The sequence below is a fragment of the Jhaorihella thermophila genome (assembly GCF_900108275.1).
Classification (GTDB): domain Bacteria; phylum Pseudomonadota; class Alphaproteobacteria; order Rhodobacterales; family Rhodobacteraceae; genus Jhaorihella; species Jhaorihella thermophila.
Genome location: NZ_FNVD01000003.1, coordinates 1 through 14,943, shown reverse-complemented (window position 1 = coordinate 14,943; position 14,943 = coordinate 1). Strand labels below are relative to the sequence as shown.

The window sequence follows — 14,943 nt, the reverse complement described above, 5'->3', positions numbered from 1 at the left end:
GGAACAATGGACGGATCAGACGGAAGTCCTGGCGCGGCGCAAGGCGCGCGCTTCGGCGAAACCGGCCAGCGGGATGCCGCTGAGCCACAGACAGGCGAAAGGCCCGGATTTTTCGGGCGCCTCTTCGAGGCCCTGACACCATCGGACAGTGACAATGACAAGCTGAACGGGCAGCCCGGCCCGTCTACCGCGCCGCCGCGGGGGATGATCAACCTTCGGCGGATGCGGGTCGAGGACGTGGCCGTGCCCACTGCGGAAATCGTCGCCGTGCCCGTCACCATCGGGCTGGACGATCTGGTTCAGGTGTTCCGCGAAAGCGGCTTTACGCGGATACCGGTATATGACGGAACGCTCGATTCGCCCCTGGGCTTTGTTCACCTCAAGGACCTGGCGCTGACCCACGGGTTCAACTGCGACAACGCGGATTTCGACCTGCGTTCGATGCTGCGGCCGCTGCTTTTCGTGCCGCCGTCGATGCCGATCGGCGTGTTGCTGGCCAAGATGCAGGCGGAACGGCGGCACATGGCGCTGGTGATTGACGAATATGGCGGCGTGGACGGGCTGGTGACGATCGAAGATCTGATCGAACAGGTGGTTGGCGAGATCGAGGACGAACACGACACCGAGGAAGACACGCCCTGGGTGCAGGAAAAGCCCGGCTGCTATGTCGCCGACGCCCGCGCGCCGCTGGACGGGTTCGAGGCCGAAATCGGACGGTCGCTGACCGCGCATGACGACGTGGACGAGGAAGAGATCGACACGCTGGGCGGGCTGGTCTTCATGCTGTCGGGGCGGGTGCCCGCGCGGGGCGAGGTGATCGTGCATCCCGACGGCACCGAGTTCGAAGTGATGGACGCCGATCCCCGCCGCATCAAGCGGCTGCGGGTGCGTCTGCCGCAGGCTGCATGATTGCATTCGAAGCGCGCCCGTTGTGGCTTCGCTTGGCGCTGGCGGCGGTGATCGGCGCGGTGGCCGCGCTGGGGCTTGCGCCCTGGGGGGCGTGGCCCCTGACCCTGCTGGGGCTGGCGGTGCTGCCCGCGCTGCTGACGGCGGCGGCGACCCCGTGGCAAGCCGCGATGTTGGGGTGGGCCTTTGGCGCGGGCTATTTCCTGCGCGCGCTGACCTGGCTTGTCGAGCCGTTTTTCGTCGATCCCGACAGATACGCCTGGATGGCGCCCTTTGCGCTGGGGCTGATGGCCGGGGGGCTGGCGCTGTTCTGGAGTGCGGCCTTTTGGGGCGCGCATCGGTTCGGGCGCACAGCCGGCGGGCGGCTCTGGCTGCTGGCGGTCGCGCTGGGCCTGGCCGAACTCGCGCGGGCCTATCTCTTCACCGGCTTTCCCTGGGCGGGGCTGGCGCAGGTCTGGGTGGACACGCCCGTCGCGCAGCTTCTGGCCTGGATCGGCCCGCACGGGCTGGGGCTCGCGACGCTGGTAGTGGGTCTGGCCATGGGCCATGCCGTCGCGCTGCGACGCGGGGCCCGTGCCGTCATTTTCGGCCTGTGCCCGGCCCTGGGGTTGGCGCTGGGGGCGCTCGCGGTGGCCGGGGCGCGGCCCGAGCCTGTGACCACGGACAAGACCGTCCGTCTGGTCCAGCCAAATGCGCGGCAGGATCGCAAGTGGGATCCCGAATGGATTCCGGTCTTTTTCCGCCGCCAGCTCGACTATACCGCCGCCGCGCCACGCCCCGATCTGATCGTCTGGCCCGAAAGCGCGGTGCCGGTGTTGCTGGAGGAGGCGGGCCCCGCCTTCGAGGCGATCGCGCGGGCGGCCCGCGGCGTGCCGGTCGCAGTGGGCATCCAGCGAACCGAAGGCGCACGGTTCTACAATTCTCTGGCGGTGCTGGACGAAACCGGGGCGGTGGCAGGCGTTTACGACAAGCATCACCTCGTGCCGTTCGGGGAATATGTGCCCTTTGGCGATCTGGCGGCGCGGTTCGGGTTGCGCGGGCTGGCCGCGCAGTTGGGCAACGGCTACAGCGCCGGTCCCGGCCCGCGCCTGCTGCGGATCGGCGCGTTGGGAACCGCGCTGCCGCTGATCTGTTACGAGGCCGTGTTTGCCCAGGACGTGCAAGCCGCGCCGGAGCGGCCGGATTTCCTGTTGCAGGTCACCAATGACGGCTGGTTCGGGACCAACTCCGGCCCCTGGCAGCATCTGGCGCAGGCGCGGATGCGCGCGATCGAACAGGGCCTGCCAATGGTGCGCGTGGCCAATACCGGCATCTCGGCGATGATCGACCCGCTGGGGCGGATCACGGCCAGCCTGGCGCTCGGGCGGGCGGGATATCTGGACGCCGCGCTCCCCGCGCCGCTGCCGCCGACGCTCTATGCCCGGACCGGCGATTGGACGGCGCTGGCGGTGATGCTGACGGCAATGATCGGGGTCATGCTTTTGCAACAGTTCCGTCATGCGCGGCGAAAATAACAATTGACCGCCGGGCGGCGGTTCCTTAACTGGGCGTTTGACCCGTCACAACGGCTTCCTGGCGTGGCGGGGGACAAAACTCAATGGAGCACCTTTCATGACCCGCAAGAACTATGTCTTCACTTCGGAATCCGTGTCTGAAGGCCACCCCGACAAGGTCTGTGACCGCATCTCCGACGCCGTCCTGGACGCGTTTCTGAGCGAAGACCCCCATGCGCGCGTTGCCTGCGAAACGCTTGCCACCACCGATCGCGTCGTGATCGGCGGCGAAGTGCGCGGCCCGGCCAGCGTGATCGAGCGGGTTGAGGAGATCGCCCGCGAATGCGTGCGCGACATCGGTTATGAACAGATGGGCTTTCACTGGGCGAACATGCAGGTGGATAGCTATCTGCACGCCCAGAGCGCCGACATCGCCCAGGGCGTGGATGCCGCCGACAACAAGGACGAGGGCGCCGGCGACCAGGGCATCATGTTCGGCTATGCCACCAACGAAACGCCTGCGCTGATGCCGGCGCCGATCCAGTATGCCCACGCGATTCTGCGCCGCCTGGCCGAGGTCCGCAAAAGCGGCGCCGCCCCGGCCCTGGGTCCGGACGCGAAATCGCAGCTGTCGGTGATCTACCGCGACGGTCGGCCCGTGGGCGTCAGTTCTCTGGTGCTGTCCACCCAGCATCTGGATGAAAACCTCACCAGCGACGACATCCGCGAAATCGTCGCGCCCTATGTCCGCGAGGTGCTGCCCGAAGGCTGGCTGACCGAGGAAACCGAATGGCACGTCAACCCCACCGGCAAGTTCGTGATCGGCGGGCCTGACGGCGACGCCGGTCTGACCGGGCGCAAGATCATCGTTGACACCTATGGCGGCGCGGCCCCGCACGGGGGCGGGGCGTTCTCGGGCAAGGATCCGACCAAGGTGGACCGCTCGGCTGCCTATGCCGCGCGCTATGTTGCCAAGAACATCGTCGCCGCTGGCCTGGCCGAACGCTGCACGCTGCAGCTGAGCTATGCCATCGGCGTCTCCAAGCCGCTGTCGATCTATGTGGACACTCACGGCACCGGCGAGATCCCCGATGCCGAGATTGAAAAGGCCGTGAGCCAGGTCATCGACCTGTCCCCGCGCGGGATTCGCGAGCATCTGCAACTGAACCGGCCGATCTATCAGCGCACCGCGGCCTATGGCCATTTCGGCCGTGAACCCGATGCCGAAGGCGGGTTCAGCTGGGAAAGGACCGATCTGGTCGAGGCGCTGAAGAAAGCGGTCTGAGGGGAAATTCATGCCGAAAACGGATGTATCGGGGCTGACCCAGCTGGGCGCCAAGGTGGACGCCCCCGCCAGCCCCGAAGAGGCCGTTCTGGAAAAGGTGCCCGCGTCCCATGCGGGCACCGATTACGTCGTGCGCTTTACCGCGCCCGAATTCACCTCGATCTGCCCGATGACCGGCCAGCCTGATTTCGCGCATATCGTGATCGACTACATCCCCGGCGACTGGCTGGTAGAAAGCAAGAGCCTCAAGCTCTACCTGCATTCCTTCCGCAACCACGGCGCGTTTCACGAGGACTGTTCGATCGACATTGGCAAGCGGCTGGTCGATCTGCTGGACCCGAAATGGCTGCGTATCGGTGCCTACTGGTATCCGCGCGGCGGCATCCCGATCGACGTGTTCTGGCAGACGGGCGAGCCGCCGGAAGGCGTGTGGATCCCCGATCAGGGTGTTGCGCCCTATCGCGGGCGCGGCTGACGCCTCAGATCCCGTGATCCGCGTCGTGGCGAGCCATGAACCGCAGCACGTCGCGCTCTGACGGTTTCACGCCGGTAAACACCTCGACATAGGCCGGCATCCGCGCGATCCGCGCCGCGCGGTCTTCGCTCACTTGCATCGAGATATAGCCGATCTGCGTGTAGATCACCGTCATGGTCCGCACCTCGGCCTCCTCCCGCCCATAGCCGAAGCGGGTGAACATCGCCATGATCGCGGCCTTGCGCCGGCCGTCGGCGGCATCCAGCCGCGTTTGCAGGGCCGGGTCGTTGCGCGCCCAGTTGCGGATCGCAAGATCCAGCCGCGCATCGAACAGATCGTCATCCAGCCAGCAGTCGAACAGGTTGAACATCGCCTCGCAGATGTTCTCGGCATAGGCTTCGGTGCGCGCCACGAGATTGCCGGTGTTCTTGTCCTCCCAGCGGCGGACCATCGCTTCCAGAAGCGCCTCGCGATCCTTGAAATGCCAGTAGAAACCGGTGCGCGACAGCCCCAGCCGGCGCGCCAGCGGCATGATCTTCACCGCTTCGACGCCCGATTCGGTCAGCAACTCATAGGCGGCGTCCAGCCACGTCTCTTCGGATCCGCGCTGACGTTGTGAGATCTCGATGTTCATGGTTGCTCCATATCAGCCGGGCCGACGGGTCGCAAGAAACTTGACATAAGCGTCTTGTTGCCGGACAGATATGTCAAGTAACATGACTCGCGCAGGGAGGATCGGCAATGACGGCGGCAGAGGCGAAGCGGACGGCGCGCCGACGCGCGCGGCGCGGCGGAGCGGGGGCAGGCGGCGGGGCTGAACCCAACGCGCATCTGCGGGTGCCCTGGATCACCCGGCGCATTCCGACCTATGATCTTCTGGACGAGGAAAGCCTTGTCCGTATCGAGCAGACCGCAGACCGGATCCTGGCCGAGATCGGCATGGAGTTCCGCGAAGACGCGGAAACCGTTCGCCTGTTTCGCGAGGCGGGCGGCGAAGTGCGCGAGCTGTCGAAGGATGTCTGGAACATCCGGTTCGAGCCGGGCATGATCCGCGAAATCCTGAGGACAGCACCCTCGCGTTTCACCCAGCACGCCCGCAACCCGGCCAATTCGGTCGAAATCGGCGGCGACGCGGTGGTGTTCGCGCCGTCCTATGGCTCGCCCTTCGTGATGGACCTGGACAGGGGGCGGCGCTATGGCACGATTGAGGACTTCCGGAACTTCGTGAAGCTCGGCCAGTCCTCGCCTTGGCTGCATCATTCCGGCGGTACGATCTGCGAGCCGACCGATATACCCGTGAACAAGCGCCATCTCGACATGGTCTATGCGCATATCCGCTATTCCGACCGGGCCTTTCTGGGATCGATCACCGCGCCCGAGCGGGCCGCGGATTCGATCGAGATGTGTCGGATCCTGTTCGGCGCGGATTTCGTTGACGAAAACTGCGTCATCATGGGCAATTTCAACACCACATCGCCGCTTGTGCTGGATGGCGTGACCACGGCGGGGATCCGCACCTATGCCGCGGCCGGGCAGGGTTCGATCCACCTGCCGTTCCTGCTGGGCGGTGCGGTGTCGCCGCTGACCATGGCGGGGTCGGTGGCGCAATGTCTGGCAGAAAGCATGACCTCCTGTGCGCTGACGCAACTGGTGCGGCCCGGCGCGCCGGTGGTTTTGGCCTCATTCCAGTCCACCATGTCGCTGCGGTCCGGCTCGCCCACCTTCGGCACGCCCGAGGCGGCGCTGGGGTCGCTGGTAATGGGGCAACTGGCGCGGCGGCTGAACCTGCCGCTGCGTTGCGCGGGGAACTTCACCAATTCCAAACTGCCGGATGCGCAGGCGATGAGTCAGGCGCTGATGTCGATGATGTCGGCGGTCCAATGCGGGGCAAACTACATCCTGCATTCGGCGGGATTTCTGGACGGGTTGCTCAGCATGTCCTACGAGAAATTCGTGATCGATACCGACTTGTGCGGAGCGTTGCACGCCTACATGCGCGGGTTGGACGTGAGCGAGGATACGCTGGGGTTCGATGCCTTGGCGGAGCTTGGGCCGGGACAGCACCTGTTCTCAACCGCCCACACCCTGCGTCACTATCAGACGGCGTATTGGGACAGCGCCCTGGACGACAACCAGCCATGGGAGACCTGGGACGAGCAGGGTGGAAGCGACATGGCGACGAGGGCGAACAAACGTTGGAAAAAGCTCTTGGACGAATATGAGGCGCCGGCTTTGGACGAGGGAATCGATGACGGTCTGAAGGGCTTCATTGCGAAGCGCAAGGAGATGATGGCGGATGCCTGGTATTAGGGATTTCGGATCGCTTGCGCGATCCGACCGGCGCAGGGGGCTTTGCCCCCCGCACCCCCCAGGATATTTGAGGCAAGAGGAAAAGACGATCTCTCTTTCTCTTGCCTCAAATATCCCTGCCGGAGGCACCGCGCCGCGCAAGCGCGGCGCAATGAAAAATGGCGTGCCGCGAAGCGGCGCAATCTGGTCGTGCTGAACTTACGGAGCAGTTCGATGTCGAACGATCCCCTGCTGCAACCCTACAAGCTGAAGCATCTCACGCTTCGCAACCGGATCATGACGACCAGTCACGAACCGGCCTATCCCGAGGAAGGGATGCCCAAGGATCGGTATCGCGCCTATCATGAAGAGCGGGCCAAGGCCGGGATCGCTCTGACGATGACCGCAGGCTCGGCCGTAGTCAGCAAGGACAGCCCGCCCGTGTTCAACAACATCCTTGCCTACAAGGACGAGGTCGTGCCCTGGGTCCGGCGGCTGACGGATGCCTGTCACGAACACGGAGCGGCGGTCATGATTCAACTGACCCACCTAGGGCGCCGGACTGGGTGGGACAAGGGCGACTGGCTGCCTTCGGTGTCGTCCTCGCGCCATCGGGAGCCTGCGCACCGCGCCTTTCCCAAGCTGGCCGAGGATTGGGACATTGCCCGGATCATTCGAGACTTTGCCGATGCCGCCGAGCGGATGAAGGACGGCGGCATGGACGGGATCGAGCTGGAGGCCTATGGCCACCTGATCGACCAGTTCTGGTCGCCGTTGACCAACGATCTGGACGGCCCCTATGGCGGGCAGACGCTGGAGAGCCGGATGAAGTTCGGCCTCGACGTGATCGCGGCGATCCGCGAACGGGTGGGCGACGACTTCGTTCTGGGTGTGCGCTTCACCGCGGACGAGGCGCAGGTCGGGGGCATTTCACCCAAGATGGGCGTGGAGATGGCCAAACGGCTCAAGGCGACGGGACAAGTGGATTTCATCAACGTGATTCGCGGTCGCATTCACACCGATCCGGCGCTGACCGACGTGATCCCGGTGCAGGGGATGCGCAGCGCGCCGCATCTCGACTTTGCCGGCATGGTGCGGACCGAGACGGGGCTGCCGACATTCCATGCCGCGCGCATCCCCGACGTGGCGACCGCGCGGCATGCGGTGGCCGCAGGCCTGTTGGACATGGTGGGGATGACGCGGGCGCATATGGCCGATCCGCATATCGTCAGAAAGATCGTCGAGGGGCGCGAGCACGACATCCGGCCCTGCGTCGGCGCCACCTACTGCCTTGACCGGATCTATCAGGGGGCGCCGGCGTTGTGCATCCACAATCCGGCCACGGGGCGGGAGTTGTCGATGCCCCACACCATCGCCCCGGCGGCCGCGCGCAAAAAGGTGGTGGTCGTGGGTGCGGGTCCCGGCGGGCTCGAGGCCGCGCGGGTCGCCGCCGAGCGAGGCCATGCCGTCACCGTATTCGAGGCCGCGCCGGACCCCGGCGGGCAGGTGCGGCTGATCGCACAGAGCTCGCGCCGGCGCGAGATGATCGGGATCATCGACTGGCGCATGACGCAATGCGCGGCGCGGGACGTGGAGTTCCGCTTCAATACCTGGGCCGAGGCGGCGGATGTGACCGCCCTGAAACCGGATGTCGTGATCGTTGCCACCGGCGGGTTGCCGACGACCGAACTGTTCGAGACCGGCAAGGAAAACGACCTGCTGGTTACCAGCTGGGACATCCTGTCGGGCGACGTCAAGCCGGCCGGATCGGTGCTGATCTACGACGAGGTGGGCGATCACGCCGCGTTGCAGGCCGCCGAGGTGGTGGTCAATGCGGGTGCCCGTGTCGAGGTTATGACGCCGGACCGCACGTTTGCGCCGGACGTGATGGGGATGAACCTGGTGCCCTACATGCGCAGCCTGCAGGACAAGGATGCGACCTTTACCGTGGCAAGACGGCTGAAGGACGTCCGGCGCGAGGGCAACCGGCTGGTCGCCACCATCGGCACGGATTACAGCGACCACACGTTTGAGGCGGCATATGATCAGGTGGTGCTGAATTATGGCACTCAGCCGCTGGCGGACCTCTATTTCGATCTCAGGCCGCTGTCGGTGAACCTTGGCGAAGTGGATTACGATGCGCTGATCGCGGGACGGCCGCAGGAGGTGGAAACCAACCCCGACGGGCAGTTCCGTCTCTACCGGATCGGCGACGCGGTGTCGGCGCGCAATATCCACGCGGCCATCCATGATGCGCTGCGGCTGGTGAAGGATCTTTGATCCATGTTTTGGATATAAAGGAAACCTGATGCGGCTGGGGTTCATTGGCACCGGAACCATTTCGGGTGCGGTCGTGCGCGGGATCGCGGGCGACGGGCACCAGATCACCGTGTCCGAACGCAGCCGCGCCGTGTCGCGTGCGCTGGCGCAGAGCCACGCGAATGTGACCGTCGCGGACAACCAGTCGGTCGTCGATCAAAGCGATATCGTATTCGTCGGGCTCATGGCCGATGTCGCGTCGGCGGTGCTGCGTGCGCTGGCGTTTCGCGCTGACCAGAAGGTCGTTTCCTTCATGCCCGGGATGCCGCTGGATGCCGTGGGGCAGATGGTCCACCCGGCGCGCGCCGCCGCCCTGATGCTGCCTTTTCCGGCCATCGCACGGGGCGACTCGCCCATACTGGTACAGGGCGACGCGGCGCTGGTGCGCGAAATTTTCGGTGCGCGCAACACGGTGGTGGAGATGGCCGACGACGCCGAGATGGCCGCCTGCCTGTGCGCCCAGGCGGTGCTGTCGCCCGTGGTGCGGATGGTGGGCGACGCCGCCGATTGGCTGGGCGACCGCCTGTCCGATCCGGGCAAGGGCGAGGCGTTCCTGCGCGCGCTCGTCTCTTCCAGCCTGTCGGCCAGCGCCTGCGGGCCGCTGATCGAGGCGCTGAACACCCCCGGCGGCTACAACCAGCGCCTGCGGCTCTTCATGGAGGAAAGCGGAATGCGCGATCGCTTGCGCGAAGGGCTGGACCGGCTGGAGGAAAACGGATGAAATTCCCGCATATCTTCAGGCCCGCGCAGCTGCGCCACAAGACCCTTCGCAACCGGGTGGTGTTCGGCGCACATACCACCAACATGAGCGTGAACGGCCTGCCGGGCGATCAGCACCTTGCCTATTACGTGGAACGCGCCAAGGGCGGCGCGGCGATGATCGTGGTCGAGCCGATGCCGGTGCACCCCGCCGCCGTTCTCACTCGCGGCAATTTCCGCCCCGGCACCGACGCGGTGATCCCGCATTTCCGCCGCATCACCGAGGCGGTGCATGACGAGGGCGCGGTGATCCTGCAACAGCTCTACCATGTCGGCGCGCATGGGGATGCCGACAACTCCTGGCACGCGCACTGGTCGCCCTCGGGCGGCCCCAGCTGGCATGACAGCGACGGCAGCCACGCCATGACCGAGGCCGAGATAGAGGAAACCATCGACGGCTTTGTTCAGGCCGCGATCCGCTGCCGCAAGGCCGGGTTCGATGGGGTCGAGGTCTGGGCTGCCTATCACTGTCTGCTCGACCAGTTCTGGACGCCCTTTTCCAACACCCGCGACGACAAATGGGGCGGCAGCCTTGAAAACCGCACACGGTTCAGCCGCGAGATCTGCCACCGCATCCGCCGCGCCTGCGGCGATGATTTCATCATCGGGCTGGCGGTGAACGACGAACCGGACATGCCCGCCGCGCTCAGCCGCGAGAGCATGTCCGAGATCATCGCCCTGCACGATGCCGAAGAGGCGATGGATTACGTCACCTGCGGCGTGGGCAGCTATTTCGACTTCTACAAGCTGATGCCAACCTTTCTTTATGGCGAAAAGCTGGGCGTGGACCTGGCCCAGACGCTCAAGGGCGTCGTGAGCCATGCTTTGGTCACCGCTGAAGCGCATATCCGCACGCCCGAGAACGCCAACACCGTGCTGGGCGCGGGCGAGGCGGATCTGGTGTCGATCGTGCGCGGCCAGATCGCCGACCCGCATCTGGTGGCCAAGGCGGCCGAGGGGCGGGACGAGGATGTGCGCGGCTGTATTTCCTGCAACCAGCAATGCTGGGGCCGGCGCAGCCGGGATTACTGGATTTCCTGCCTGGTGAACCCGTCCGCAGGGCGCGAACACGATTGGGGCGGGGAGCGGTTTACGCCCGCGCCCGTGCCGAAACGCGTGCTGGTGGTCGGCGGCGGTCCGGCGGGGCTGGAGGCCGCGCGGGCGGCGGCGGAACGCGGGCACAGCGTGACGCTGGCCGAGGCCGGGCCCGAGATCGGCGGCCAGTTCCGGCTGGCGGGCCTGCAACCGCGCCGGGGGCAGGTGAGCGACCTGATCGGATGGTATCGGCGGCAGCTGGAAAAGCTGGGCGTGGATCTGCGCTACAACAGCTATATGGACGCGAACGACATTACGGCCTTCGGTGCCGATGCGGTGGTTCTTGCCACGGGGTCGCAGCCGCCCGGCACCGGCTTTCAGAAGGCCTTGCCGCATCTGGCCACCCTGCCGGGGCTGGAGCACGGCCGCGTCTGGTCCCCCGAGGACGTGATGACCCGCGCCGCGCGTCCGGGGCGGCGCGTGATCGTGCTGGACGAGGGCGGCAACTGGCGCGGCTGTGGCACCGCCTGGTGGCTGGCCGAGCTGGGCCACGCGGTGACGATCGTCACTCCCGATGGCTTGGTCGGCAAGGAGCTGCAGCGCAGCGCCACCGACTGGCCGCTGCGGCGCACCCTTGCCCGGTTGGGCGTGCGCTTCGTCACCGACAGCGCGATCGCCGAATGGACGGGGCAGGGGGCGCGGGTTCTGTCGCTTCTGACGGGGGATGTGACCTTGATCGAAGCGGATGACCTGGTCATGGCCACGACCAACCACGCCGACATGGACCTGCGGGACGACCTTGCGGCGCGCGGCATCGCCTGCACCCTGATCGGCGACGCCAACGCCCCACGCAACGCGGCCTACGCGATTTACGAAGGACGCAAGGCCGCGCTGGCGCTATGACGCGGGGTCGGCGGAACCGGGAAAGCTTGCCCATCCGCGCCGCCTTGGGCACAGATGGGACCATGACCCTGAACCCCGCCGATTCCGCCTGTGCCGAGGCCCTGCGTGGCCGCTTGTCCCAAGATCTGTTCCGTCCGGTCGAACCGCGCTATCTCGAAGAGCCGCGCGGCCTGTTCAAAGGAACCGCCGGCCTGTTGGCGTTGCCGCGCACGGTAGAGGAAGTGTCCGAACTTATCCGCGCCGCGGCTCGGGCGCGTGTGCCGGTCGTGCCCTATGGCGGGGGCACCGGCCTCGTCGGCGGACAGATCTGCGCAGGCGGGCCGGCGCCCCTGATCCTGTCGCTGGAACGCATGTCCGCGATCCGCGCGGTGCACAGGCTGGAAAACGTGATCGTGGCGGAAGCCGGCGCGATCCTCGCCGACGTGCAGGCTGCCGCACGCGATGCAGGACGTCTTTTCCCGCTGTCGCTTGCGGCCGAGGGGTCATGCCGGATCGGGGGCAACCTCTCCACCAATGCCGGAGGCGTCAACGTGCTGCGCTATGGCAATGCGCGGGATCTGTGCCTGGGGCTTGAGGCGGTGCTGCCCGATGGCAGCATCTGGCATGGGCTCACGCGGCTGCGCAAGGACAATACCGGCTATGACCTGCGCGACCTCTTGATCGGGGCCGAAGGCACGCTGGGCGTGATCACCGCCGCCGCGCTCAAGCTCCATCCGATCCCGGCCTCCACGGGCACGGCGATGCTGGTCGTGCCGGACCCGGCCGCCGCGCTGGAGCTGCTGACGCTGGCGCGCGACCTGACGGGCGACGGGATCAGCGCCTTCGAACTGATCCACGGGGAAGGACTGGCTTTTCTCGACGAAACCCTGCCGGACGTGCGCCAACCCTTCGACGCCCGCCCCGACTGGTGCGTGCTTATCGAACTGGGGCTTTTCGCCGGCCTCGACGCTCAGGACATGTTGGTGCGGCTGTTCGAAACTGCCGCCGCGCGCGATCTGGCCCTGGACGGAGTAATCGCGCAGAACGAGGCGCAGCGCGACGCGCTCTGGGCCGTCCGCGAACGCATCCCCGAAGCCAACCGCCTGATCGGCGCGATCTCCAGCCACGACATTTCTCTGCCGCTGGCGGCCATCCCCGATTTCATCGCCCGCGCCGGCGCGGCCGTCGCGCGGCATGGCGATCTGCGCGTGAACTGTTTCGGCCACCTGGGCGACGGCAACCTGCACTACAACGTGTTCCCGCCGCGCGGCCGCTCCAAAGCCGATTTTGCCGCGCAACGCGAAGCCATAAAACGCATGGTGCATGACCTCGTGTACGCGCTGGGCGGATCCTTCAGCGCCGAACACGGCGTGGGGCGGCTCAAGGTGGGCGACCTCGAACGCTACGCCGATCCCGCGCGCCTTGCGGCGATGCGGGCGATCAAGGCCGCGCTCGACCCGCATGGAATCATGAATCCCGGCGCGGTGTTGCGCGGCCCGGCAGACTGACGCGCCGCCCTTCGCCCGGCTGTCGTGCCCCTGCTTCTTTCTGGTCCGAAATACCCCCGCCGGAGGCACGCCGCCGCGAGGCGGCGTTCCCGTCCAGCGCCTATTCGCCCTCGAAAGCGCACAGGGCATGCACGTCCATGCCCATCTCTTCCAGCTTCTTCCGCCCGCCCAGATCGGGCAGATCCACGACAAAGGCGCAGCCCACGATCTCTCCGCCCAGCCGCTCGATCAGCTTGATCCCGGCCTCGGCCGTGCCGCCGGTGGCCAGCAGATCATCGACCAGCAGGATCTTTTCGCCGGCCTGTATCGCGTCGTCGTGGATCTCGACGATCGCCTCGCCATATTCCAGCTGGTATTCCTGACTGATCGTCGTGCCGGGCAGCTTGCCCTTCTTGCGGATCGGCACGAAGCCCACCGACAGCTGATGCGCAACCGCCCCGCCCAGAATGAAGCCGCGCGCCTCGAGCCCCACCACCTTGTCGATCCGCTCCCCGGCGTAGGGGTGCAGCATCTGGTCGATCGCCATGCGGAATCCGCGCGCGTCGGCGAACAGCGTCGTCACGTCGCGGAACATGATTCCCTCGTGCGGAAAATCGACGATGGTGCGGATGTAGTCCTTGACCGTGCGGTTTCGGGGCATGGGGTGTTTCCTTGTTTGGGCCGACCGGGGCGCGGTTTGGCGCAACCGCGACCGCAAATCAAGAGGCGTCTGCGCCGCAGGCGTCAGACCGGCCGGCGCAAAACCGCGGTCGCCAGCCCCATTCCGATCAGGGTCAACCCTCCGGCCTGCGTCATCCCCCGCACCACGCGGGGCCGCCCGATCCAGCGGCGCAGCCGGTCGGCGGCCAGTGCATAGGCCAGTGCGTTGAGCGCGCCAAGCGCCACGAAGGTCGCGATCAGAACCGCGAATTGCGGCCCCAGAGGTTCGCTCGGGTGAATGAACTGCGGCACGAAAGCGATGAAAAAGGCGATGGATTTCGGGTTCAGCGCCGTCACCGCAGCAGCGTGTCCGAACACGCCCCGCGCCGTCACTTCGCGGCTGGGGGTGACGGCCTCCAGCCCCGCGGACGGGGCCGAACGCAACAGTTTCACGCCGAGATAGAGCAGATAGGCAGCCCCGACCCATTTCAGCGCCGTGAACCACGCCGCCGAAGTCGCCACCAGCGCCCCCAGCCCCGCAAGGGACGTCGTCATCGCCACGAAATCCCCCAGCGCCACGCCGCCGGCCGAGGCCACCGCCACGCTGCGGCCCTTGGATAGCGCATAGCTCAGCACCAGCAGGATCGTCGGGCCGGGAATGATCAGCACAACGACCGTCGCGGCGACGAAGGCCAGCCAGAGACTCAGATCCATCAGGGACTCTCCCGCAGTGGTCAGCCGCGCCAGAAGCCCCCGATCGCGGTGCGGTGTCAACCGGCAACGCGGCGCATCAGCGCCTCAAGCGGCCCGCGTCCGGCGAACAGCGCCCAGAGCCGGGCGTATAGTGCTGCGCAGGTGCAAAAGCCGAGGCTGTAGAGGAAGTCTGTTCGGGGCCGAGGCTGCCGTCGAGCAGTCCTGCTTCGTCCGGGATCCCCATGCCGATCAGGGTATGGGCCATGCAAAGTGTCAGAATTTGGCGACCCGGAACCGCCAGCCAGGGGGCAAGACGCAGGCGGGTGAGCACTGGATCGACCCACAGGATCAGCCCCGGCGTGGCCGCTGCGTTGCCGCTGGCCGAAAGAATGTAGAAGGGACCGGGGGAATGGCTTGTGCCCCGGCCAGGTCGGCCAGTTGGGGTTGGTGGTGATCCGGCCGGGGATCAGCCCTAGCAGAGCGGTAAAGTGACCAAAGCCGGTCAGCGCGGGCGGCTGGAGCGCTGCGGGTTCAAGTATGAAGGCGTCCCTTGGCCCCGACCTTCCGGACCGCCGGGCCGCGTTCATACCACGGCTTGGTGGCGTTGACGATCTTCACCACGCTCAGCATCACCGGCACCTCGATCAGCACGCCCACAAC

The 14,943-nt window shown here is 66.5% G+C and carries 12 protein-coding genes and 1 riboswitch; of the genes, 9 read left to right on the top strand and 3 right to left on the bottom strand.

The annotated features are described in order from the left end of the window. The first annotated feature begins 6 nt into the window (after positions 1-6). The 4 genes from C4S70_RS04880 (at position 7) to queF (ending at position 4,159) form a co-directional block, all read left to right on the top strand. Positions 7-909 (top strand): hemolysin family protein, encoded by a 903-nt coding sequence (locus C4S70_RS04880; protein WP_104007007.1) that lies wholly within the window; start codon positions 7-9, stop codon positions 907-909. Beyond that, on the top strand, positions 906-2,420 hold the full coding sequence (gene lnt / locus C4S70_RS04875; protein ID WP_104007006.1) for an apolipoprotein N-acyltransferase: 1,515 nt from the start codon (positions 906-908) through the stop codon (positions 2,418-2,420). The genes C4S70_RS04880 and lnt overlap by 4 nt, the downstream gene beginning before the upstream one ends. Positions 2,421-2,459: 39 nt before the next feature. Then, positions 2,460-2,511, top strand: a riboswitch (SAM-SAH riboswitch). Between the two features lie 6 nt (positions 2,512-2,517). Beyond that, entirely contained in the window at positions 2,518-3,684 is a 1,167-nt protein-coding gene (gene metK, locus C4S70_RS04870; protein WP_104007005.1) for a methionine adenosyltransferase, read from the top strand. A 10-nt stretch (positions 3,685-3,694) separates the two neighbouring features. After that, a complete protein-coding gene (gene queF, locus C4S70_RS04865; RefSeq protein ID WP_104007004.1) occupies positions 3,695-4,159 on the top strand; it encodes a preQ(1) synthase in 465 nt (154 codons plus the stop codon). Between the two features lie 4 nt (positions 4,160-4,163). On the opposite strand, the gene C4S70_RS04860 is transcribed toward queF, so the two are convergent. Beyond that, complete coding sequence (locus tag C4S70_RS04860; RefSeq protein WP_104007003.1) at positions 4,164-4,793, bottom strand: TetR/AcrR family transcriptional regulator; 630 nt, start codon at positions 4,791-4,793, stop codon at positions 4,164-4,166. A 107-nt stretch (positions 4,794-4,900) separates the two neighbouring features. Between C4S70_RS04860 and C4S70_RS04855 the strand changes: the two genes are divergently transcribed. The 5 genes from C4S70_RS04855 to C4S70_RS04835 all read left to right on the top strand — a co-directional run bounded on the left by C4S70_RS04855 (position 4,901) and on the right by C4S70_RS04835 (position 12,951). After that, entirely contained in the window at positions 4,901-6,469 is a 1,569-nt protein-coding gene (locus tag C4S70_RS04855) for a trimethylamine methyltransferase family protein (RefSeq protein ID WP_104007002.1), read from the top strand. A 213-nt stretch (positions 6,470-6,682) separates the two neighbouring features. Next, positions 6,683-8,728, top strand: coding sequence for an oxidoreductase (locus C4S70_RS04850; RefSeq protein ID WP_104007001.1), 2,046 nt, complete (start codon positions 6,683-6,685; stop codon positions 8,726-8,728). 28 nt (positions 8,729-8,756) lie between these two features. Next, a complete protein-coding gene (locus C4S70_RS04845) occupies positions 8,757-9,488 on the top strand; it encodes an NAD(P)-binding domain-containing protein (RefSeq protein ID WP_104007000.1) in 732 nt (243 codons plus the stop codon). After that, a complete protein-coding gene (locus C4S70_RS04840; protein WP_104006999.1) occupies positions 9,485-11,464 on the top strand; it encodes an oxidoreductase in 1,980 nt (659 codons plus the stop codon). The genes C4S70_RS04845 and C4S70_RS04840 overlap by 4 nt, the downstream gene beginning before the upstream one ends. Positions 11,465-11,526: 62 nt before the next feature. After that, positions 11,527-12,951, top strand: coding sequence for an FAD-binding oxidoreductase (locus tag C4S70_RS04835; RefSeq protein ID WP_104006998.1), 1,425 nt, complete (start codon positions 11,527-11,529; stop codon positions 12,949-12,951). Between the two features lie 100 nt (positions 12,952-13,051). Here the strand turns inward: C4S70_RS04835 and C4S70_RS04830 are convergent, their stop codons facing one another. Together C4S70_RS04830 and C4S70_RS04825 are read right to left on the bottom strand one after the other, a co-directional pair. After that, on the bottom strand, positions 13,052-13,591 hold the full coding sequence (locus C4S70_RS04830) for an adenine phosphoribosyltransferase (RefSeq protein ID WP_104006997.1): 540 nt from the start codon (positions 13,589-13,591) through the stop codon (positions 13,052-13,054). Positions 13,592-13,674: 83 nt separating this feature from the next. Further along, positions 13,675-14,304 carry a LysE family translocator gene (locus C4S70_RS04825; RefSeq protein WP_104006996.1) on the bottom strand — a complete coding sequence of 210 codons (630 nt, stop codon included), beginning with the start codon at positions 14,302-14,304 and terminating at the stop codon, positions 13,675-13,677. Positions 14,305-14,943 lie beyond the last annotated feature (639 nt).

Excerpts from the sequence above, each read along its gene's own strand:
- C4S70_RS04880 (WP_104007007.1), top strand. The coding sequence starts at position 7 with ATGGACGGATCAGACGGAAGTCCTGGCGCGGCGCAAGGCGCGCGCTTC.
- lnt (WP_104007006.1), top strand. The coding sequence starts at position 906 with ATGATTGCATTCGAAGCGCGCCCGTTGTGGCTTCGCTTGGCGCTGGCG.
- metK (WP_104007005.1), top strand. The coding sequence starts at position 2,518 with ATGACCCGCAAGAACTATGTCTTCACTTCGGAATCCGTGTCTGAAGGC.
- queF (WP_104007004.1), top strand. The coding sequence starts at position 3,695 with ATGCCGAAAACGGATGTATCGGGGCTGACCCAGCTGGGCGCCAAGGTG.
- C4S70_RS04860 (WP_104007003.1), bottom strand. The coding sequence starts at position 4,793 with ATGAACATCGAGATCTCACAACGTCAGCGCGGATCCGAAGAGACGTGG.
- C4S70_RS04855 (WP_104007002.1), top strand. The coding sequence starts at position 4,901 with ATGACGGCGGCAGAGGCGAAGCGGACGGCGCGCCGACGCGCGCGGCGC.
- C4S70_RS04850 (WP_104007001.1), top strand. The coding sequence starts at position 6,683 with ATGTCGAACGATCCCCTGCTGCAACCCTACAAGCTGAAGCATCTCACG.
- C4S70_RS04845 (WP_104007000.1), top strand. The coding sequence starts at position 8,757 with ATGCGGCTGGGGTTCATTGGCACCGGAACCATTTCGGGTGCGGTCGTG.
- C4S70_RS04840 (WP_104006999.1), top strand. The coding sequence starts at position 9,485 with ATGAAATTCCCGCATATCTTCAGGCCCGCGCAGCTGCGCCACAAGACC.
- C4S70_RS04835 (WP_104006998.1), top strand. The coding sequence starts at position 11,527 with ATGACCCTGAACCCCGCCGATTCCGCCTGTGCCGAGGCCCTGCGTGGC.
- C4S70_RS04830 (WP_104006997.1), bottom strand. The coding sequence starts at position 13,591 with ATGCCCCGAAACCGCACGGTCAAGGACTACATCCGCACCATCGTCGAT.
- C4S70_RS04825 (WP_104006996.1), bottom strand. The coding sequence starts at position 14,304 with ATGGATCTGAGTCTCTGGCTGGCCTTCGTCGCCGCGACGGTCGTTGTG.